Raw genomic sequence first — 20,933 nt, forward strand, 5'->3', positions numbered from 1 at the left:
GCCACGAATATTCCATTGCCGGTGGCGAGGTGTGCCAGGCCTTCGTGCCGACGCCGCTGCCGCCGCGCCCCTCCCTGATCCTGGACACCGACCTGGAGATGCGTCTGGACCGCGCGAACCAGGCGTTGGGGCGACTGGATGGCCTGTCGCTGCTCATGCCGGATCCTTCCATCCTGCTGTACAGCTACATCCGCAAGGAAGCCGTCCTGTCGTCGCGGATCGAGGGCACGCAATCCTCGCTGGCGGATCTGCTGTTGTACGAGGCGGATGGCGCGCCCGGCGTGCCCGTGGACGATGTGCAGGAGGTGTCCTGCTACGTGTCGGCCCTGGAGCATGGGGTCGATCAGCTGCGCCGCGGGCTGCCGATCTGCACGCGGCTGATGAACGAGATGCATCGGCGCCTGATGACACAGGGCCGGGGCATGGGGAAGGCCCCGGGGGAGATCCGTCGCACGCAGAACTGGATCGGCGGTTCATCGGCGACGGACGCCAGCTTTGTGCCGCCCCCGCCGCATCGACTCGCCCAGTGCCTGGCCGATCTGGAACGCTTCATCAATGACCAGCCGGAGCGCCATCCGGCGCTCAAGAAGGCGGCCTTGACGCACCTCCAGTTCGAGACCATCCACCCCTATCTGGACGGCAACGGCCGGCTCGGCCGATTGCTGATTCCACTGATGCTCATTGCCGACGGGGTCCTGCGCGAGCCCGTGCTGTTCCTGTCGCTCTACTTCAAGGCGCATCGGAGCGACTACTACGAGCTGCTGCAGCAGGTGCGCGAGCACGGCGATTGGGAAGAGTGGCTGTGGTTCTTCGCCGGCGGCGTGCAGGTCGCGTCGGAGCAGGCGGTGGATCTGGCCCTGGCGATCACGCGGCTGTACACGACGGACGGCGTGCGCATCCGGCGTGAGGCCAGCCGCAACGAGGATGCCTTGCGCGTGCATCACGCGCTCTTCTGCCGGCCGGTGGCGCGCCGCGCCGACATCACCGCATTCAACGGCCTGGACGCGGCGTCCATCGACCACGGTGTGGCGGTGCTGGTGGATCTCGGCCTGATCCATCGGGTATGCGGAACGGCCGGGGAGCCGATCTTCGTGTACACCGCCTATCTCGACCTGCTGAACCACGAAGAGACATGAGCTTCTTCCTCCGCCCCGCCGTTCCGTCCGACATCGCCGCCTGCATCGACCTGCGCGGCCGCACGCGCGAGAACGCCGTGCCGGCCGCCCGCCTGGCCGAGCTCGGCATCACGGAAGCGTCCTGGTCCGGTCAGGTCAGCGATGGCGCGCTGCCGGGCTTCGTTGCGGAGACGGGCGGCGTGATGGCCGGCTATTGCTTCGGCGATGCCGCCAGCGGCGAGATCGTCGTCCTCGCGCTGCTGCCCGAGCATGAGGGTCACGGCCTCGGCAGGGCGCTGCTGGACCGCACCGTCGCCCATCTGCGCGGGCTGGGGCATCAGCGCCTGTTCCTCGGCTGCTCGGCCAACCCGGCGCATCGCTCGCACGGCTTCTACCGCCGGCTGGGCTGGCGGCCCACCGGCGAGCGCGATGGCTACGGCGATGAAGTGCTGGAACTCCTGCCCCCGTGAACAGGGCGGATTCCCCTTGGTTTCTTTGATGCCGTCTTGATTCCGTTCGGGCTACGCTAGCGTCAAGCAAGAACATCGAGACAAGCCATGCTCATCAACTGTGTCGCCTACCGCGACGGCCGCCGGCTGGCCGATATCCAGCCTGAAGCGATCAGCGACTACCTCAAGCTGCCCGACTGTTTCGTCTGGGTCGCCCTGCGCGATGCGTCGACCGAAGAGGTCCTCGCGATGAAGGAGGAGTTCGACCTGCACGAGCTCGCGGTCGAGGATGCGCTGCATGGCCAGCAGCGGCCCAAGGTCGAGGAGTACGGCGACACGCTGTTCGCCGTGATGCAGACCGTGCAGTTCACGCCGACGGACGAGCTGTGCACGGGCGAGGTGTCGATCTTCGTCGGCAACAACTTCGTGCTGTCGATCCGCAACCGTGTCGCGCAGAGCCTGCTGGGCGTGCGCGCCCGCGCGGAGAGGGAGCCGCACATGCTCAAGCGCGGCCCCGGCTTCGTGATGTACGCGATCATGGACGCGATCGTGGACCGCTACTTCCCGGTCATCGAGGCGCTGGAGACGGAACTCGAAGCGATCGAGTCGCAGATCTTCGAGCCCGGCGTCACGCGCGAGAACATCCGCCGGGTGTACGAGCTCAAGCAGCGCGTCACCGTCGTCAAGCACGCGGTCTCACCGCTGCTGGATGCCGTCGGCAAGCTGGTGCGCGGCCGCGTGCCGCCGGTCTGCGAGGACACCCGCGAGTACTTCCGCGATGTCTACGACCACCTGGAGCGCATGCAGTCGGCGCTCGACTCGCTGCGCGATACCGCGACGACGGTCATCCAGGTCCACCTGTCGATGGCTGCCATCGAGGACTCGGAGACCACCAAGCGCCTCGCGGCCTGGGCCGGCATCTTCGCGGCGGCCACGGCGTTCGCGGGCATCTGGGGCATGAACTTCGAGGTCATGCCGGAGCTCAAGTGGCGCTTCGGGTATCCCGTGGCGCTCGGTGTCATCACCGCGACCTGCGGCGTGCTCTTCTGGAGATTCCGAAAGGCTGGCTGGCTGTAGCCAGCCCAGCGCTTCAGATCAACGCGGCGATGGCTTCGCCCATCTCCGTGGTGTTGGCCGTGCCACCCAGGTCGCCCGTTCGCGGTCCCGACGCGAGCGTCTGCTCGATCGCCTTCAGGATCGCGTCGTGCGCGGCCTGCTCGCCGAGGAACTGCAGCATCAGCGCGCCCGACCAGATCATCGCGACCGGGTTGGCGATGTTCTTGCCGTAAATGTCCGGCGCCGAGCCGTGCACCGGCTCGAACAGCGACGGGAAGTTGCGCTCCGGGTTCAGGTTGGCCGACGGCGCCAGGCCGATCGTGCCGGTCGTCGCGGGACCCAGGTCCGACAGGATGTCGCCGAACAGGTTGGACGCGACCACCACGTCGAAGCGGCCCGGCTGCAGCACGAAGCGCGCGCTCAGGATGTCGATGTGCTGCTTGTCCACGGTGACCGACGGATAGCCGGCGCCGACCGCGTCCGCGCGGCCGTCCCACCACGGCATCGAGATCGCGATCCCGTTGCTCTTGGTCGCGACCGTCAGGTGCTTGCGCTCGCGGCTCTTCGCCAGATCGAACGCGTACTTCAGCACCCGGTCCGCGCCGAAGCGCGAATAGACCGACTCCTGGATCACGATCTCGCGGTCGGTGCCCGCGTACATGATGCCGCCGAGGTTGGTGTACTCGCCCTCGGTGTTCTCGCGAACCACGAAGTAGTCGATCTCGCCGGGCTTGCGGTTGGCCAGCGGGCAGGGCACGCCTTCGAAGAGCCGCACCGGGCGCAGGTTGATGTACTGGTCGAACTCGCGGCGGAACTTCAGCAGCGAGCCCCACAGCGACACGTGGTCCGGCACCGTCGCCGGCCAGCCCACCGCGCCGAAGAAGATCGCGTCCTGGCCTTCCAGCTGCGCCTTCCAGTCGTCCGGCATCATCTGGCCGGTCTCGCCGTAGTAGTCGCAGCTGGCCCACTCGATGTGGGTGAACTCGAACTGGATGCCGAAGCGCTTCGCGGCGGCTTCCAGCACGCGCAGCCCCTCGGGCATCACTTCCTTGCCGATGCCGTCGCCGGGGATGACGGCGATCTTGTACGTCTTGCTCATGGTCGTGCTTTCAACGGGTTCAGTAAGGCGAGCCGGTCGGGGCCGGCAGCGGCGGGGCCAGGTCGAAGTCTGCCGCAAGGCGCCTCGTGGCCTGTGCGAGCAGCGTGACGTCGATGCCGACGGCGACGAAGCTCGCGCCGAGCGACAGGTAGTGGCGGGCGAGCGTCGCGTCGCCCGTCAGCGTGCCGGCGGCCTTGCCGCTGGCGACGATGGTGCGGATCGCGCCGTCGATCGCCGCCTGCACCTCCGGGTGCGTCGGCTGACCGCGATGGCCCATCGACGCCGCGAGGTCCGCCGGCCCGATGAACACGCCGTCGACGCCGTCCACGGCGCAGATCGCCTCGAGGTTGCTCAGCGCCGTGGCGGTCTCGGCCTGGACGAGCACGCAGGCCTCGCCATCGGCTTCGTCCAGGTACTGGCGCCGCAGGCCCCAGCGCGACGCGCGCGCCACGGCGGCGCCGACGCCGCGCACGCCCAGCGGCGGATAACGCGTGGCCGCGACCACCGCCGCGGCCTGCTCCGCCGTGTCGATCATCGGCACCAGCAGCGTCTGCACGCCGATGTCGAGCAGCTGCTTGATGCCGTCCTTGTCCCCGTTGACCGCGCGCACGACTGGGTGGGCCGGGTAGGGCGCCACCGCCTGCAGCTGCTGCAGCGTGCTGGTCAGCTCGTTGGGCGCGTGCTCGCCGTCGATCAGCAGCCATTGGAAACCGGCGGTCGCGCAGACCTCCGCGCTGTAGGCCTGCGCCATCGACAGCCACAGGCCGACCTGCGGCCGGCGCTCGGCCAGGCCCTGCTTGAAGGTGTTGGAGAAGTTCATGGAAGCCTTCATGGATGGCGTCGCGGATGACGTCGTGGATGCTGCATGCCTGGATGCCGCGTCGATGGGCTCGGCGATGTTTTTGTCGATGTCCTCGTTGACGTCCTCGTTGACGTCCTCGTCGAGGCGCTCACGACAGCCCGCCCTGGCAAACGTACTTGATGTGGAGGTAGTCGTCGAGCCCGTGCGTGGAACCCTCGCGGCCGTAGCCGGATTCCTTGACGCCGCCGAAGGGCGCGGACTCGGCCGCGATCGCGCCTTCGTTGAGGCCGACGATGCCGCTCTCCAGCGCGTCCGCGACGCGCCAGGCGCGGGCGATGTCGCGGGTGTAGAAGTAGGCCGCCAGGCCGAAGGGCGTGTCGTTCGCCGCGGCGACGACCTCGTCCTCGGTCTCGAAGCGGAACACCGGCACAACGGGCCCGAAGGTCTCCTCGTGCCAGAGCAGCATCTCCGTCGTCGCGCCGGTCAACACGGTCGGAGCGAAGTAGTTGGGGCCGGCCGCGACCGCGTTGCGCACGCGCTCGCCACCGGTGATGACCAGGGCGCCGTGCGCGACGGCGTCGTCGACGTGGCGCTCGATCTTCTCCAGCGCGCGGGCGTTGATCATCGGACCGATCTGCGAGTCGGCACGGCTGGCCGGCCCAACCTTCAACGCGGCGACACGCGCCGCGAGTTTCTCGACGAACAGGTCGTGGATGCCCGCCTGCGCGAACACGCGGTTCGGGCACACGCAGGTCTGGCCGCCGTTGCGGAACTTGGCCGCCATCAGCCCCTCGACGGCCGCGTCGACATCGGCGTCGTCGAAGACGATGAAGGGCGCGTTGCCGCCCAGCTCCAGCGACAGCTTCTTCAGCGTCGACGCCGATTCGCGCGCCAGGTGCTTGCCGACGGGCGTCGAGCCGGTGAAGGTGATCTTGCGGACGCGCGCATCGGCCAGCCAGACGTCGACGACCTCCGGCGTGCGCTCACGCGACGCGCACACGATGTTGAGCACGCCCGGCGGCAGGCCAGCCTCCACCGCCAGTGCCACCAGCGCCAGCGAGGTCAGCGGCGTGTCCTCGGCCGGCTTGGCGACGACGGTGCAGCCGGCGGCCAGCGCCGGCGCGATCTTGCGCGCGATCATCGCGGCCGGGAAGTTCCATGGCGTGATCGCCGCGACGACGCCGACCGGCTCGCGCAGCGCGAGCATCCGACGACCTTGGACCGGCGCGGGGATGACCTCGCCGTTGGCACGCGTCGCTTCTTCGGCGAACCACTCGACGTAGCTCGCCGCGTAGGCGCCCTCGGCGCGGCCTTCCGCCAGCGGCTTGCCCTGCTCCTGCGAGATCAGCGCGCCGAGCCGGTCCTGGTCGCGCAGGATCAGGTCGTTCCAGCGCTTGAGGATCGCCGCGCGCTGTTTGGCCGGCACCATGCGCCAGCCGTCGAAGGCCGCGTGTGCGGCGTCGACCGCGGCGCGCGCGTCGTCGGCGCGACTGTCGGGCACCTCGGTGATGAGGCTGTCATCGGCGGGATCGACGACCGGAAAGCGGTCGCCGGCGGCCGCGTCGCACCAGCGACCGGCGATGTGGTTCTTCGTCTGCATGGAGGACCTCGGATTCAGGAAATTCAGCTCACGATGCCCAGATGCCAGGGCACGAACTCGTGGTCGCCGAGGCCGAGCAGCTCGCTCTTGGTCGGTTCGCCCGAGGCCGAACGCAGGATGTGTTCGAAGATCCGCTGCCCCATCTGCTCGATGGTCAGCGCGCCGTCGATGACGAGGCCGCAGTTGATGTCCATGTCCTCTTCAAGGCGCGTGTACATCGGCGTGTTGCTGGCCAGCTTGATCGTCGGCGCCGGCTTGGAGCCGAACATCGAGCCGCGCCCCGTGGTGAAGCAGATCAGGTTGGCGCCGCTGGCGATCTGGCCGGTGACGGCGACCGGGTCGTAGCCCGGCGAGTCCATGAACACGAAGCCCGACTGCTCGATGGGCTCGGCGTATTCGTAGACCTGCTGCAGCGGCGTCGTGCCGCCCTTCATCGCGGAACCCAGCGACTTCTCGAAGATGTTGGCGAGCCCGCCGGCCTGGTTGCCGGGGCCGACCACGCCGTTGAACTGGCCGTTCTGGCCGCGGGTGTACGCCTCCCACCAGGCCAGCCGGTCCAGCAGCTTCTGGCCGACCTCGGGGCTGACCGCGCGGCGGGTGAGCATGTACTCGACGCCGTGGATCTCCGGCGTCTCCGAGAGGATGGCGGTGCCGCCGTGGCGCACGAGGATGTCCATCGCCGCGCCCAGCGCCGGATTCGCGCCGATGCCCGAGAAACCGTCCGAGCCGCCGCATTCCAGGCCGATCTTCAAGTGGGCGGCGCTCACCGGCTGCCGCGTCACGCGGTTGGCGATCGGCAGCATGGCCTCGACGGCGCGGATGCCGGCCTCGATCGTGGCGCGCGTGCCGCCGGTGTCCTGCATCACCAGGGTCTTCAGCGTCTCGCCGGGCACCAGGTGTTGCGACTCCATCAGGCCGGCGACCTGGTTGCGCTCGCAACCGAGGCCGACGATCAACGCACCGCCCAGGTTGGGGTGCTTGGCGTAGCCGGCGATCGTGCGGCGCAGCAGGTCGAAATGGGGGCTGGGCGAGGACATGCCGCAGCCGGTGGTCTGCGCGAAGGCGACCACGCCGTCGACGTTCGGATAGTCCTTCAGCCGCTCCGGCGTGAAGTGCTCCGCGATGCGGTTGATCGCGGTCGACGAGCAGTTCACCGAGGCCAGGATGCCGATGAAGTTGCGCGTCGCCACGCGGCCGTCGGCGCGCACGATGCCCAGGAAGGTCGCGCGCTCGGACTCGGGCAGGTAGTCGACGGGTTTCACGTCGGCGCCGAAGGCCGGATCTCGGTCGAACTCGACCAGCGCGATGTTGTGGGCGTGGACGTAGTCGCCGGCCTCGATGTCGCGCGCGGCGACGCCGATGACGGCGTTGTACTTGCGGATCGGCTCGCCCGCGGCGATGCGGCGCGCCGCGATCTTGTGACCGGCAGGCACCTGCGCCTTCAGGCGAAGTCCAAATTCCGGCAGGTCCTGCCCCAGCGTCAGCATCTGGCGCGCGATCAGGACGTTGTCGTCGCGATGCAGGCGCAGCAGCGGCGAGGACGTCGCCATCGCGGCCGACGCGGCGGCCACCGCGTCGGAGGTGGTGGCGCCGGCCGAGCTCACGGCGCCCGGGGCCGTCCCCGTCGCGATTGCCGTTGCGCTTCCCGTCGCGGTTTCCGTCGCAGTGCCCGTGGCGGTGCCGATGGCGCTCATGGTCAGCCCTTCGCCAGCAGCTCGCGCAGCTTCAGGCGTTCGATCAGCTGCGTGTCCTTGCGGTAGGTGGCCTGGATGTACTTCTCGTACTCGGGCTGGTCGAGGTACATCACCGGCGAGTCGATGCGATCGCAGGTGGCGATGAAGTCGGCGTCTGCCGTGGCCTTGCGGAAGGCGTCGCGCAGCTTGGCGACGATCGCCGGATCCATGCCCTTGGGCGCGCCGATGCCGTTGGGCGCGTCGACGACCAGGTCGTAGCCGGCTTCCTTGAGCGTCGGCACATCGGCGAAGTCCTTGGTGCGCGTCGCGCCCCAGGTGACCAGCAGCCGCAGCTTGCCGGACTTGACGTGCGGCGCCCACGAGGTGGAGTCCGCCACCGCGTCCACCTGACCGCCGAGCAGATCCTGCAGCGCCGGCGCGCCGCCCTTGTACGGGATGTGATTCAGCTGGATGCCGGCGAGCAGGTTGAATTCCTCCATGCCGACGTGCGTCGCCCCGCCGATGCCGGCGCTGCCGTAGGTGATCAGGCCGGGCTTGGCCTTCGCGGCGGCGACGAATTCCGCCAGCGTCTTCCACGGCGAATCCGCGCGCACGACCAGGCCGAAGGTCTGGCCGTTGACGCGGGCGAGGTAGGTGAAGTCCTTGAGCGGGTCCAGCTGCACGGTGCGCAGCTGCGCGAAGCGGGTCACCGAGATCGGCACCTGGCCGATCGTGTAGCCATCGGGCTTGGACGTCGACAGCACCTTGGTGCCGAGCATGCCGGAGGCACCGGCGCGGTTCTCGATGATGATGGTCTGGCCCAGGACCTTGCCCGCGGCCATGCACAGCGAGCGCATCGTCACGTCGGCGGTGCCGCCGGCGGGCCAGGGGCAGATGAAGGTGATGGCGCGCTCGGACGGATAGGTGGCGGCCTGAGCGAGGCGCGGCAGCCCGAGGGCGCTGGCGCCGAGGCCGGCGGCGCCGGCGAGCAGGACGCGGCGGCGGTCCATGCGGATGGTCATGTCTTGTCTCCTGGCTCGGGGTCGATGCGGGCATCGATCGATGTCGTGGGCGGGGCCTCGTCGGGCCATTGGGCAATGGTCGCGAGGTCTCTGTGCGATGCATTGTGGGCACCCGCTCCATGCAACTCAATTGAGGAACTGGACTGCCTTCATGTCATGAACGGCATGAAGGTCCGTCAAGCTCCTAAGATCGACCCATGAGCCAGATCGACCGCGTCCTCCGTTCCAACCTGAAGCTGCGCCACCTGCAGATGCTGGTGGCGCTCGACCAGTTCCGCCATCTCGGCCGCGCGTCGGAGTTCCTGTCGCAGACGCAGCCGGCGGTGTCCAAGTCGCTGGCCGAGGTCGAACGCATGTTCGGGCTGGACCTGTTCACGCGCTCCACGCGCGGCACGGAACCCACGCCCTTCGGTGAGGCGGTGGTGCGTTTCGCGCGGTCGGTGCTGTCGGACTTCTCGCGCACCCGCGACGAGATCGCCGCCGTGGCCAGCGGCGCGGCGGGCCGCGTCAGCGTCGGCGCGATGGTGGTGGCGACGCCCGGGCTCGTCGTCGGCGCGGTCGAGCGGCTCAAGCGCCATTCGTCGCTGACGACGGTCCACATCGAGGAAGGCGACCTGACGCGCCTGCTGCCGCGGCTGCGCGTGGGCGAGCTCGACGTGATCGTCGCGCGGCTGGAGCCGGGCTACGCGTCGCCGGACCTGGCGACCGAGCCGCTGGTCGAGGAGGCGATGCGCATCGTCGTGCGGCCGGATCACCCGCTGGCGACGGCGCGCAAACCCAGGCAGCCGCCGTGGGCCGAGCTCGCCCGCATGCCGTGGGTGATGCCGCCGCCGTGGGCCTCGTCGCGGATCAAGCTCAACCAGATGTTCTATTCACAGCAGCTGGACCCGCCGAGCGACATCGTCGAGAGCGCGTCCTTCCTGGTCACGCTGACCTTCCTGCGTCAGCGCGGCGCGGCGGCCTTCGTGGCGGACAACGTCGCGCGCTACCTGGCCCGGGAAGGACTGGCGAAGGCCCTGCCGATCGACGTGCCGATCGAACTCCCGCCGGTCGGCCTGCTGACGATGCGCGCCCGCCGGCAGTCGCCGGCCGCGGAGCAGTTCATGGCCTGCTGCCGCGAGGTGGCCGCCGCTCACCCGCCTGAGCGCCAACCTCAGCGCCAACCCAAGGCGGCATCGCGGAAGCTGTCCAGGGCGAGCTCGTAGTTCATCTCCCCGAGCAGGCCGACCAGCCGGTCGCGGTCCGCGTTCCACGCATCGACGACATGGCGCCAGGCCGGCGCGAGCGAGCGGGGCTCGGCTTCGTCGGGCGGGATCTCCGCGTCGATCGAGGCCGGCGGCAGGTCCGACGGCAGCATCAGGCGCGACGGCACGGCGGGCCGGTCCGCATCCTCGTCGTACTGCGTGTCCGCGTCGCTGGCGTCCGTGCCGGGATCGATGCGCCATCGGCCGTCGTCCTGCACGGTGATGCGCGGGCGCAGCCACGGCTCATGGGCGCGCGGGTTCAGCAGGTGGCAGGTGCGATGGCGCGCATCGACGACCAGCAGGCTCAGCACCGAGCCCCGGCCGTTGGCGAGCTCCTCGACGTAGTCGGGGTGCTCCATCGGGCCGTCGACGTCGACGACGAAGTAGCGGTCGTCGATCCATTCGCCCGACCCGTTGACCGAGCAGCCGAAGGTCAGCTCCTGCGGATAGGGCAGCAGCCGGCCGTCGAGCCAGAGCGCGGCGCCGTAGGGCATCTCGAAGACGCGTCCGGCGTCGGGGTACTCGGGCAGGCGCCCGTCCTCCCACCAGACGACGGCCCGGTGCAGGCGGCCCGGTGCGTCGGCGATGCGGAAGCCGGCGGTCCGCCATTCGGGCCACGAACTCCACACGCGGGCCTCGACGCGCTCGTCGAGTCCCATCGCGCGCAGGTCGCGGGTGCTGGCGTGCTGCAACAGATGCTGTGCGAAGTGCCGCCACATGGCGGGGCCCAGCGCGCGGGCGATGGGCTCCGCGTCGCGCAGCCAGTCCAGCAGCAGCGGCACGATGGGCGCCTGCCGGGACCACAGCGCATGCGCGGCGATGGACCGCGCCCAGCGGCGCTCGAGCGCCCGCTCGCCCGGCACCTCGGATGTCGGGGGCGGCGTGGCGGGATCGGGGATCTCGTCGGACAGGGACCGTCCGACGGGCGTGGCGGGCATCCCGACCGAGGAGGGAGGGATGGGCGAAGGCGGAAGGTGGTACAGCGGCATCAGAGGGGGTGCACCGGGGTGAGGGAGGCGGTGGCGCTCGACCGGGGGCAGATGGGAGTCCCGGGGGAGGGGGCGCCCGTCACCGTCGTCGGGGACGTTCGAGGAAAGCGGTGTGGGGCCGGGTCTTGCCCGGCGGTGCGCGGCATCGGAAAAAGCTGCCGTGCGGGCGCCTGTCCCCTCCACGGGGGATGACAGTGCCGGCACCGCGCACCATCCTGACGCCTTGGGAGGCAGATGCGATGACCGATCCAGGGCCGAACCCGCAGGACGTACGCCAGGAGACCGAGGCGCACGAGGCGCACGAGGCGCGCGATGGTCGCGGGGAGGCGGACGCGACGGCGGCGCGGGGCGCGCGCGTGGCGGTTGTCGCTGTGCACGGGGTCGCGGATCAGGCGCCCGGTGCCACGGTGCATCAGCTGGCGGCGCTCCTGACGGTGCGGCCTCCCCGGGACGTGCACTACCGTGACGGGACCTGCGACTGCCTGCTGCTGCAGGTCCCGGTCCTCGAGGGCTGCGTGCCGGCGGCTCACGACCCCGACGCCCGGCCGACCGCGATGAAGGCCTTGCGGCAGTCGCTGAGATCGGACTTCCAACGGACCGGATGGATGGATGCCTCGGCCCGCGGCGTCGCGGAGGACCGGGTGAAGGCGCGGGACTACCAGTCGACCGTCCGGTCCGCGCACACGGCCAAGGGGGCGACGTCCCAGGCGCCGGGGGATCCGCTGAAGGGCGAGCCGGACCAGGGCATCGCCTTCACCGACTACCTGCTCTTCAAGGCGCAGCGCGGCAAGGCGGCAACCGAGTACGTCGAGGGCCACCGGATCCGCCTCACCCGCGAGGATGCGCGGGCGCGGACCACCCAGCAGGTGGACCTCCACGAGATGTACTGGGCCGACCTGTCGCGCTTGTCGAGCGCGCTGCCGACCATCCTGACGGAGCTGTTCACCATCCTGTTCCGGCTGTCCAAGCTCGCGCGCGACACGATCGACCAGGCGCGCCACGCGGCCGATGCCGCCGGAGCGCCCGCGGGGATCCGGCAGCGCTGGGCCCGGCTGTCCTGGCTGCAGACGGCGCTGGACTGGTCCTTCGCCCACCTGCTGTCCAACCTGTTCCTGCAGACACTGCTGCTGGGGACCTTCGTCGTGGTGATGTCGGCGCTGAACGGCGACCCGCGGGGCGGGATCGCGGAGAGTGTGCGGACCATGCTCGCCGTCGGGCTGCCGGCCCTGACCTACTGGTGGCTGGTCTATCGCCATGTTCGCTCGGCGGTCGGGCGCGCGGTGCTGCTCCTGCTGGCGGTGGCCGCCGGGGTCGCGTTGAAGCTCTTCGCCGCGCCCTGGGTGCTGGGCATCGTGGTGCTGGCCGCGCTCGCGCTGCTGTGCGATGCCGGCCTGAAGCTCGCGGACCGGCGCTTCGTGTCGACGCGTCAGGTCGGCCTGGTCTTCCTGGCGCTGAGCCTGGGCACCATCGCGGTGGTGATGCTCTGGTTCTCCCCGCGGCAGGACCTCTGGACCTGGTGGACCGCCGCGGCGCTGCGCGCCTTCGAGCTGATGCTGATGGGCACCTACCTCTGGTGGATCATCGCCGCCGCGCTGCTGGTGCCGTGGACGTGGTACGGCGTCCGGCAGGCCGGGCTCGGCGACGCGGCGCGGGCCAGCGTGGCGACGGCGCGGCTGGGGCTGTTCGTGTCCGTGACCTCGTTCACCGCAGTGGGCATGGTGATCTGGGCCGCCGGCCACCAGGTCCTGGAGCGTGCGGGCGGCAAGTGGGGCTACCGGCCCTGGCTGTTCGACCTCCAGTTCGAGGTGAGCGCCGACGCCTGGGGCTTCCAGCACCGGGCCGCGGAGATGTACCGCGCGCTGCCGGCGGAGAGCTTCCTGACGCTGCGCTACGTCTACAGCACGGCGACCTTCTTCCTCGTGGCCATGCTGCTGCTGGCGCTGGTGGCCTACGTGCTGGTGTCGCTGCTGCCCAGCGTGCTGGCCGAGCTGCAGCGCGGCGTGGGGACGGCGGGCCACCTGGGTCGCTGGCTGACCGGCGGGTATGAGCGGCTGGAGGACTTCGTCGCGCTGCTCGCGATCGCGAGCGCGCTGGTCGCCACCTACATCGGCGGCGTCTACCTGCTGGACCTGCTCCGCCTGGTGTCCCCCTTCACGGCGGCGGACCTGAAGCAGGCCATCGCCGGCACCGGCTTCGGTTCCCAGCTGCTGCTGGCGCCCTTCGTGATCGGCTCGGTGTCGGCGATCGGCGCGTTGACGCTGTTCGGACGCGCCTTGTCCAAGTACGCGCCGTGGCTGCGGGCGCCGCTGGACGCGATGCTGGACGTCGACAACTATCTGCGCGAGTTCCCGCGCAAGGCCATTCCGCGCGCCCGCATCTTCGCGCGCTACGTGGCGCTGCTGGAGCATCTGAAGCGGGACGGCGCCACGCGCGTCGTGATCGTGTCGCACAGCCAGGGCACCGTCATCACCGCGGACCTGCTGCGATACCTCACCTACCGCGCCATGCGCGATCCCGGCAGCCGGGCCGGTCAGCTGGGGCAGTGGCTGCAGGACATCGAGGTCCACCTCTTCACCGCCGGCAGCCCGCTGCGCCAGTTGTACGCGGCGCGTTTCCCCGACCTCTACCACTGGGTCCGCACCGGGCCCTTGCTGGATCAACTGGGCGTGGACAAGTGGACCAACGCCTTCGCCGCCGGGGATTACGTCGGGCGCTGGATCTGGGCGCCGTCGTCACCCGAGGCGCCGCATCAATCCGCGTTCTATGCGCCGGGCGCGGCGGCGCTGGATGTGCCGCCGCGCAAGGACCTCTGCGTCGGCGCTGGCGCGCACACGCACTACTTCGATGCCGACAGCGAACTGGTCGCGCAATGCGTGGATGAGTTGATCCGGTCCTGAGCCTGCATCAGCAGGCGGCTCAACGCCGCCGGCGCCACCACAGCCACGTGCCGGTGACGCCCATGCCGAACAGCACCAGTCCGAGTGCGCCGGTGATCACGCGGTTGGCGAGGCCGAAGAGCTCGCCCGCATGCAGCGGGTAGATCCACGCGGTGGAGCGCACGGCGAGGTCGAGGTCCTCCAGGCGCTGCTGGCTGAGCACGCGACCATCCACCGGATGCGCCCAGATCGACGACAGCCCGTTCGGATGCGGATCGCCCGCCAGCTTGAAGCGCAGGCGCACCGGCCGCGTGTCCGCGGCGCCCAGCTGGATGAAGCCGAGCTGCGCGCCGGGCCAGCGCTTTCGCGCCTCGGCGACGACGAGGTCCAGCGGGACGCGCTCCCCGTGCGCCTTGTCGATCTTGGGCGGCTTCGGCGCGGTCTCGCCGACCAGCGTGTTGAGCCAGCCGCCGATGGGCCGGTAGGCCATCCACGCGCCGCTCGCGACCGCCACGGCGATCAGCAGCCCCAGGACGGCGCCGGCGAAGCGGTGCAGGTCGAACAGGCTGCGTGTCGTGCCCTTGTCGAGCTTCAGCTTGAATGCGTGCTTCCACTGCGCCGCGTTCATCGGCCACCACAAGATCAGCCCGGTGATCAGCAGCAGGAGATACGCCAATGCGGTGAAGGCGAGCGTCGCCTTGCCGGTGTCGCCGAGCAGCAGCTCGCTGTGGAGTTCGAAGACGAAGTTGGCGACGCCTTCCGTCTCGCCGCGTCGACCGAGTTCGACGATGCTGACCGGGTCCAGGTACACGGTGCCCGCCCAGCCCGGCGAGCGGACCGCGACGCGCAGCGACTCGCCGTCCTCGCGCGGCGGACGGATCGTCATCGTCGCCTTCGGGCCGAATTCATCGGCCACGCGGCGTCGCAGCGTCTCGAACGGCGTGCTCGATGCGACGACGGCCGTCGCCGCGTCGTGAGCGGGCGCGCGGAAGAGCTCCGGATGCATGGCCTCGTCCAGCGGGCGCAGCACCGTCATCAGCGAACCGAGCAGCGCCGCCGCGGCGAGCAGTATTCCCAGCGTCAGCCCCATCCAGCGGTGCAGCCACATCCAGACGCGGCGCGCGGTCATCAGAGCCATGGTTCGTTGCTCCCAGGGCCAGCGATCAGAAGTCGACCTTGGCGGTCAGGCGCACCGTGCGCGGCGCGCCGACGCCCAGCAGGTTGTTGCCGGCCGTGCTCCAGTAATCCTTGTCGGTCAGGTTGTCGACGTTGGCCTGCAGGTTGACCGCCTTGTCCATGACGCGGAACTGGTAGCGCGCGCCGATCGACAGCGTCTCGTACGCACCGACCCAGCCCTGGTTGAGGTTGTTCACGGCGCGCTTGCCCGAAGTGGTACACGCCGGCGTTCAGCGACAGGCCCGGCACCATCGGCACGCGGTATTCGCCGAACAGGCTCAGCGTGTTCTTCGGCGTGTTCTCCGGCGATTGGCCGAGCTCGCCTGCGTTGCTGGTGCCGACGCGGGTGATCTCGGCATCGAGCAGCAGCGCGGAGGCCACGAGCGCGAAGTCGCGCCCGATCTCGCCGCTGGCGGAGAACTCCAGGCCGCGATAACGCGCCTCGCCGCCGACCTGGAAGACGCGGTTGATCGTCGTCGTCAGCGCGCGGTCCGTCTGGAACACCGCCGTCTGCAGCAGCACCTCGCCCACGCGCGCCTTCACGCCCAGCTCGCGCTGCTTGCTCACGGCCGGCGCCAGCACCTGGCCGGCGTTGTCGGCGGTCAGCGGCGCGGTACCGGTCTCTTCCAGGCCGCGCAGCAGGCTGCCGTAGACGCTCAGGTTCTTCATCGGCTTCCACATCACCGAGAAGTTGGGCGTGACCTTGTCCGCGCGATAGACGCTGACCGGCGCGGTGGGGCTGGTCGCCTCGCTGCGGTAGATCGTCTTGCGCAGGCCGGCCAGGAACTGCCACTGCTCGCCGACGGAGATGCGGTCGAAGGCGTACAGCCCGCGGTCGTTGATCTCGGACGGGAAGCCGGCCTGGCGCAGCGTGGGACTCAGCTGCGCGATGTCGACCGGCGCGTACAGGTTCTGCGGCGCGGTCGCCGTGCCGCTCATCCAGCCGGCGGACTCGCGCCGGTTGTAGGTCGCGCCGAAGGTCAGCTCGTGGCCGATGCCGACCGTGTCGAAGCGGCCGATGGCCTCGACGCGGTGGTTCGTGTTGGTGTACTTCTGGCCCTTCAGCACGTTGACGCTGGCCGTGCCGGCGCCGGTCTGCGGGTTGTAGTTGATGAAGGTCGTGTTGTTGCGATCGCGTTCGGTCTGGGCGCGGCCGGTCTCGATGCTCAGCACCCAGTCGTCGCTCAGCGCGAAGTCGCCGCGCAGCAGCACGTTGTCGGCCTGCGCGTCGTAGCGGGCCCGATTCGGGCGCGAGGTTGGTCTTGTTGTCCGGCACGCGCGGCAGCGTGATCACGCCGTTCACCGCGGCGGGCAGCTGGATGGCGGCCTGCTCGCTGGTGTTCTTGCGGTAGTGCTCGACGTCGAGCTTGAAGTTGGCCCAGGACGTCGCGCGCCAGTCCGCGGCCAGGGTCAGCACGTCGCGATCGCCTTTGTAGCGGTCGATGCCGGTCTCTTCCTTGCTGGTCGCGGCGTTGACGCGGATGCCCACGCTGTCGTCCTCGCCGAAGCGCCGGCCGATGTCCATGTGGACCTTCGCGCCGCCGTGGTCGTTGACGGTGGTCGTGATCGACGTCACCGGTGTCGGGCCGGCGCGCTTGGTCACGAAGTTGACGATGCCCGACGGCGGCACCATGCCGTAGTACATCGACGAGGCGCCCTTCAGCACCTCGACCTGCTCCTTGTTCTCGAGCGGGATGTCGATCAGGTTGACGACGGGCAGATTGCCGTTGAGGCGGTAGTTGCTGCGGTTCTCGACAATGATCCCGCGGATGGAGAGGTTGTCGTAGGTGGAGCCGCTGACCTGCGAGCGGGTCACGCCGGCGGTGTTCTTCAGCGCGTCGAACAGGCCCTGAGCGGCCTGCGCGTCCAGCAGGTCGCGCGACATGACGTTGTTGGTCAGCGGCACGTCCAGCGGATCCTGGTCGCGGAAGGCGCCGACGCGCACGGTGGTCGGTGCGAAGGTCTTCTTGCGCACGCCGGTGACGACGACCTCGTCCAGCAGCTTCTTCGCCGTGCCGTCGCCGGGACTCGGGGATGCGGCCTCCACGGCCGATGCATCGGCTGGCGCGGCCTGCGCGTGGCCCGCGAGCGGCGTCAGCAGCGCCATCACGGAGAGGGAGATGAGGGACAGGCGCGGCGCGGAGGCTTGGAGGGACATGGAGTGGGGACCGGGGGCGGGAACGGGAAAACCGACATTCAGCGTAACGCGACACGTTATCAAATGCGAATGGTTCGCAACATTGTGGTTGGGGCTGAGGGTGCGCAGGCCGCGCGATCTGCCCCTGTTCGCAGGAGAAAGCCGGAAAACCGTGGCGTCGTCGCCACCCTTTTGGAGGTAAAGGGGGGGCGGGGCGCCACGGGTGCGACGCAGGAACAGGTCCGATTGCTGCCAGACGGCGGCAGCAGCGCGGCCTAGCATCCGTCGTCTGTCCCACCGAGGAAGCCGCCATGAACACCGTGTCGACCCCCGACGAAACCACCTCCGAGACCCAGGCCGCGAAGGCCGCCGCGCTGCGTGCCTTGCACGAAAGGCCTGACCCCTTCGTGATCGCGAACGCGTGGGACATCGCCTCGGCGCGCATGTTGGAAGCGGCGGGCTTCGCCGCGCTGGCGACGTCGAGCGCCGCGGCGGCCGAGGCCGTCGGACGCCGCGACGGCCAACTCACGCGCGAGGAGACGCTCGCGCACATCCGGCTGCTCGCGGGCGCCACGCCCTTGCCGCTGAGCGCCGACCTGGGCAACGGCTTCGGACATCGCCCCGAGGATTGCGCGCTGACGATCCGCCTCGCCGCGGAGGCGGGCGCGGTCGGCGGTTCCATCGAGGATTCGTCCAGCGAGGGCGGGGCGCCTATCCTCGACTTCGATCTCGCCGTCGAGCGGGTGGCCGCCGCGGTCGAGGCGGCGCGCGCGTTGCCGTTCCGCTTCCTGGTCACGGCACGCTCGGAAAACTTCCTCCACGGCATCAACGACCTCGACGACACGATCCGCCGCCTGCAGGCTTTCGAACGTGCCGGCGCCGACGTGCTGTTCGCGCCGCTGCTGCCGGACCTCGACGCGGTGCGCCGGGTCTGCGCGTCGGTGACGAAGCCGGTCAACTTCATGGCCGGCATCCCGGGGCGATCGTTCACGGTGCGCGAGCTCGGCGAGGCCGGCGTGAAGCGCGTGAGCCTGGCGATGTCGCTCTTCCGGCATGCGATGAAGGCGGCGCGACTGGCCGCGGAGGAGATCCGCGATCACGGCAGCTTCGGCTATCTCGATCAGCGTTGAAGCCCCTGAGGGCTGCACGCGGGGAGAGAGGGAACGACACTTGCTCGCTTCGGCGCGCCGTTCCGTCGCCACTGGAGTTCCCCGTGATGAAGATGTTGTCCGCCGCCGCGCTCGCGGCATTCGCCCTCTGCACGCTCAGCGCGCAGGCGCAGAGCGCCCCGCCCACGAAGACCGCGCCGTCGGCGCAGGACGCGCCCGCCTATGGCGCGCGCCTGGAGGGCTTCGACTACCCGCATCCGCCGCAGCGCTTCAAGCTGACGTCGCAGCGGCAGGCGCTGGAGATGGTCTACATGGACGTCACCCCGACCGGCCAGCCCAACGGCCGGACCGCGGTGCTGCTGCACGGCAAGAACTTCTGCGGCGCGACCTGGGAGCAGACGATCACCGTGCTCACCGGCGCGGGCTATCGCGTCATCGTGCCGGACCAGATCGGTTTCTGCGCGTCGAGCAAGCCCGGCGGCTACCAGTTCAGCTTCAACCAATTGGCGGCCAACACGCAGGCGCTGCTGCAGTCGCTGGGCATCGCGAAGGCGACGGTGATCGGGCACTCGATGGGCGGGATGCTCGCGATGCGCTTCGCGCTCGCGTACCCGACGCAGGTCGAGCAACTGGTCGTCGTGAACCCGTTGGGTCTCGAGGACTGGCAAGCCGCGGGCGTGCCATACGCGACCATCGATCAGCTCTACGCGCAGGAACTGAAGACGACGGCGGAGACTATCAAGGCCTACCAGCTGCGCTTCTATTACAACGGCCAGTGGAAGCCGGAGTACGACCGCTGGGTGCGCATGTCCGCCGGCCAGTACGCGGGGCCGGGGCGCGAGCAGGTCGCGTGGAACCAGGCGCAGACGTCGGAGATGATCTTCACGCAGCCGGTGGTGCAGGAACTGCCGCGGCTGCAGGTGCGCACGCTGCTGATGATCGGCGGCAAGGACCGCACCGCGCCCGGCGCGGTCCGCGCGCCCAAGGAGATTGCGGAGAAGCTCGGCGACTACGCGACGCTCGGCCGCTCGACGGCGAAGATGATTCCGGGCGCGTCGCTGATCGAGTTCCCGGCGCTGGGGCATTCGCCGCAGGTCGAGTCGCCGAAGGAGTTCCATGAGGCGCTGCTGAAGGGGTTGAGCGCGCGGTGAGTGCGTGTTGAGTGCGTGTTGAGCGCGCGCTGAGCGTCTGGTCTCCGGGCATTCGTGTCCGCAGTTCAACAGGCTGTTGATCGCGGCGCGTCTACTGGCGCGTCGCCTCTTTGCCTAGCATCGGGGAACCCCATCCGACCTCGGAGTTCCCATGCGTCTGCTCCTCTCCACGCTGGTCCTTGCGGCCACGCTTTCGTCCAACGCCGGCGCGGCCGACATCAAGTCGGTCTCGCGGCTCGCCGCAGGGCCGGGCAACGTGCTGTTCCTCGCCGACTGGAAGGATGCGAAGGTCCACGCGCTCACCTTGTCGGACGCGCCGGCCAAGGCGGCCGGCACGGCCTTCAACATCCTCGACCTGGAGCCGTTGCTGTCCGCGCAGGTCGGCGGCGCCAAGGTCGTGGTCGAGGACATGGTCGCCCGGCCCGGTACGGCCGAGGTCTACATCGCCGTCAGCTACGGCCCCGCGAAGTCGCCGGCCCTGCTCGTCGTGACCAGCGACCGGCATGCGCGGCGCATCGACCTGAAGAAGGCCAAGACCACCACTGTCGCGCTGCGTGACGCGCCGGCGTCGTCCGGCGTGATCTGGCGGGACCTGCCCGAGCGCAGCTTCACCGTGACGGACATGAAGTGGCGCGAGGGCGAGCTGTTCATCGCCGGCTTGTCCAACCAGGACTTCTCCTCGAGCCTGCGGCGCGTGAAGTACCCGTTCGACGCGACGCAGGCGATGGCGTCGATCGAGATCTATCACACCGGGCACAACCTCCTGGAGACGCGGGCGCCGATCCGCGCGATGAGCTTCGCCACGCTGGCGGGACGCCCGTACCTGATCGCCGCCTACACCTGCACGCCGATCGTCACGATCCCGCTGGACGACATCCGCGACGGCGCGCACCTGCGCGGCAAGACGATCGCGGAGCTTGGCTATGGGAATACGCCGGCGGACCTGATCTCGTATTCGAAGACCGAGGACGGGCAGACGCGCGACTACCTGATGCTGCTCAACTTCGAGCGCGGCGCCAGCGCGATCCCGCTGTCGCAGGTGGAGGCCGCCAACGCGAAGCCCGGCATCGAGCAGGTCGTGCAGTTCGGCCAACTGAGCGGGCTGGAGCCGACGACGGCGCCGCTGGCCGGCGCGATCCGCATCGACAACCTCGACGATCAGTCCTTCATCGTCGTGCGCCGCCGCCTGGAGCAGGACCGCCTGCAACTGGTGACCATCGGCAAGGAGCTGTCCTTCCGGTTGACCGACTTCGTCTCGGAATACGCCTTCCCGAAGTACAGCTTCAAGGGCGACGGATTCCAGCTGAAGTACATCAAGCCGCGTCAGGACATGCTGCTGGAGCAGGAAGGTTTCGCCGACCACATCAAACCGAATCAGTGATGCCATGCGGCGGGAGCGATTGATCGGGGTGGCGCCGTCACACGCGAGGGGCCA

17 protein-coding genes and 1 pseudogene are annotated in these 20,933 nt (G+C 69.6%); 9 read left to right on the forward strand and 9 right to left on the reverse strand.

From position 1 onward, the window contains the following. Positions 1 to 29: 29 nt before the first annotated feature. From ACFJIX_RS12570 to corA, 3 genes are all read left to right on the forward strand, one after another. Complete coding sequence (locus tag ACFJIX_RS12570; protein ID WP_377160455.1) at positions 30 to 1,136, forward strand: Fic family protein; 1,107 nt, start codon at positions 30 to 32, stop codon at positions 1,134 to 1,136. Next, complete coding sequence (locus ACFJIX_RS12575) at positions 1,133 to 1,585, forward strand: GNAT family N-acetyltransferase (RefSeq protein WP_377160457.1); 453 nt, start codon at positions 1,133 to 1,135, stop codon at positions 1,583 to 1,585. Before ACFJIX_RS12570 ends, ACFJIX_RS12575 begins: the two co-directional genes overlap by 4 nt. Positions 1,586 to 1,672: 87 nt before the next feature. Continuing rightward, on the forward strand, positions 1,673 to 2,641 hold the full coding sequence (corA, locus tag ACFJIX_RS12580) for a magnesium/cobalt transporter CorA (RefSeq protein WP_377160459.1): 969 nt from the start codon (positions 1,673 to 1,675) through the stop codon (positions 2,639 to 2,641). A 13-nt stretch (positions 2,642 to 2,654) separates the two neighbouring features. On the opposite strand, the gene ACFJIX_RS12585 is transcribed toward corA, so the two are convergent. The 5 genes from ACFJIX_RS12585 to ACFJIX_RS12605 form a co-directional block, all read right to left on the reverse strand. Then, positions 2,655 to 3,719, reverse strand: coding sequence for a tartrate dehydrogenase (locus ACFJIX_RS12585; RefSeq protein WP_377160461.1), 1,065 nt, complete (start codon positions 3,717 to 3,719; stop codon positions 2,655 to 2,657). Positions 3,720 to 3,738: 19 nt separating this feature from the next. Beyond that, positions 3,739 to 4,539 carry a 4-hydroxy-2-oxoheptanedioate aldolase gene (hpaI, locus tag ACFJIX_RS12590; RefSeq protein ID WP_377160463.1) on the reverse strand — a complete coding sequence of 267 codons (801 nt, stop codon included), beginning with the start codon at positions 4,537 to 4,539 and terminating at the stop codon, positions 3,739 to 3,741. Positions 4,540 to 4,669: 130 nt separating this feature from the next. Next, entirely contained in the window at positions 4,670 to 6,121 is a 1,452-nt protein-coding gene (locus ACFJIX_RS12595; RefSeq protein ID WP_377160465.1) for an NAD-dependent succinate-semialdehyde dehydrogenase, read from the reverse strand. A gap of 23 nt (positions 6,122 to 6,144) precedes the next feature. Beyond that, positions 6,145 to 7,671 (reverse strand): UxaA family hydrolase, encoded by a 1,527-nt coding sequence (locus ACFJIX_RS12600; protein ID WP_377161748.1) that lies wholly within the window; start codon positions 7,669 to 7,671, stop codon positions 6,145 to 6,147. Between the two features lie 146 nt (positions 7,672 to 7,817). Beyond that, entirely contained in the window at positions 7,818 to 8,816 is a 999-nt protein-coding gene (locus ACFJIX_RS12605; protein ID WP_377160467.1) for a tripartite tricarboxylate transporter substrate binding protein, read from the reverse strand. A 197-nt stretch (positions 8,817 to 9,013) separates the two neighbouring features. On the opposite strand from ACFJIX_RS12605, the gene ACFJIX_RS12610 reads away from it, so the two are divergent. Continuing rightward, on the forward strand, positions 9,014 to 10,021 hold the full coding sequence (locus tag ACFJIX_RS12610) for a LysR substrate-binding domain-containing protein (protein WP_377160469.1): 1,008 nt from the start codon (positions 9,014 to 9,016) through the stop codon (positions 10,019 to 10,021). Here the strand turns inward: ACFJIX_RS12610 and ACFJIX_RS12615 are convergent. Continuing rightward, positions 9,970 to 10,998 carry a hypothetical protein gene (locus ACFJIX_RS12615; RefSeq protein ID WP_377160471.1) on the reverse strand — a complete coding sequence of 343 codons (1,029 nt, stop codon included), beginning with the start codon at positions 10,996 to 10,998 and terminating at the stop codon, positions 9,970 to 9,972. The genes ACFJIX_RS12610 and ACFJIX_RS12615 overlap by 52 nt on opposite strands. A 290-nt stretch (positions 10,999 to 11,288) precedes the next feature. On the opposite strand from ACFJIX_RS12615, the gene ACFJIX_RS12620 reads away from it, so the two are divergent. After that, positions 11,289 to 13,946 (forward strand): hypothetical protein, encoded by a 2,658-nt coding sequence (locus ACFJIX_RS12620; protein ID WP_377160473.1) that lies wholly within the window; start codon positions 11,289 to 11,291, stop codon positions 13,944 to 13,946. A gap of 19 nt (positions 13,947 to 13,965) precedes the next feature. On the opposite strand, the gene ACFJIX_RS12625 is transcribed toward ACFJIX_RS12620, so the two are convergent. Together ACFJIX_RS12625 and ACFJIX_RS12630 are read right to left on the reverse strand one after the other, a co-directional pair. Continuing rightward, positions 13,966 to 15,063, reverse strand: coding sequence for a PepSY-associated TM helix domain-containing protein (locus ACFJIX_RS12625; RefSeq protein ID WP_377160475.1), 1,098 nt, complete (start codon positions 15,061 to 15,063; stop codon positions 13,966 to 13,968). Further along, positions 15,054 to 16,313 carry a TonB-dependent receptor gene (locus ACFJIX_RS12630; protein WP_377160477.1) on the reverse strand — a complete coding sequence of 420 codons (1,260 nt, stop codon included), beginning with the start codon at positions 16,311 to 16,313 and terminating at the stop codon, positions 15,054 to 15,056. Before ACFJIX_RS12630 ends, ACFJIX_RS12625 begins: the two co-directional genes overlap by 10 nt. A 230-nt stretch (positions 16,314 to 16,543) precedes the next feature. Between ACFJIX_RS12630 and ACFJIX_RS12635 the strand changes: the two genes are divergently transcribed. Then, entirely contained in the window at positions 16,544 to 16,741 is a 198-nt protein-coding gene (locus tag ACFJIX_RS12635; RefSeq protein ID WP_377160479.1) for a hypothetical protein, read from the forward strand. 35 nt (positions 16,742 to 16,776) lie between these two features. Here ACFJIX_RS12635 and ACFJIX_RS12640 read toward each other — a convergent pair. Then, positions 16,777 to 17,520, reverse strand: a pseudogene (locus tag ACFJIX_RS12640) (TonB-dependent receptor plug domain-containing protein); the annotation flags it as partial. Positions 17,521 to 17,549: 29 nt separating this feature from the next. Between ACFJIX_RS12640 and ACFJIX_RS12645 the strand changes: the two are divergent. The 3 genes from ACFJIX_RS12645 (at position 17,550) to ACFJIX_RS12655 (ending at position 20,879) form a co-directional block, all read left to right on the forward strand. Then, a complete protein-coding gene (locus ACFJIX_RS12645) occupies positions 17,550 to 18,368 on the forward strand; it encodes an isocitrate lyase/phosphoenolpyruvate mutase family protein (protein WP_377160481.1) in 819 nt (272 codons plus the stop codon). Positions 18,369 to 18,460: 92 nt separating this feature from the next. Continuing rightward, positions 18,461 to 19,498, forward strand: a complete 1,038-nt coding sequence (locus tag ACFJIX_RS12650) for an alpha/beta fold hydrolase (RefSeq protein WP_377161750.1) — start codon at positions 18,461 to 18,463, stop codon at positions 19,496 to 19,498. A gap of 151 nt (positions 19,499 to 19,649) precedes the next feature. After that, positions 19,650 to 20,879, forward strand: a complete 1,230-nt coding sequence (locus tag ACFJIX_RS12655; RefSeq protein ID WP_377160483.1) for a hypothetical protein — start codon at positions 19,650 to 19,652, stop codon at positions 20,877 to 20,879. Positions 20,880 to 20,933: the final 54 nt, after the last annotated feature.

Source organism: Roseateles sp. UC29_93, from assembly GCF_042695725.1.
In the GTDB taxonomy this organism is placed as follows: domain Bacteria; phylum Pseudomonadota; class Gammaproteobacteria; order Burkholderiales; family Burkholderiaceae_C; genus Roseateles; species Roseateles noduli_A.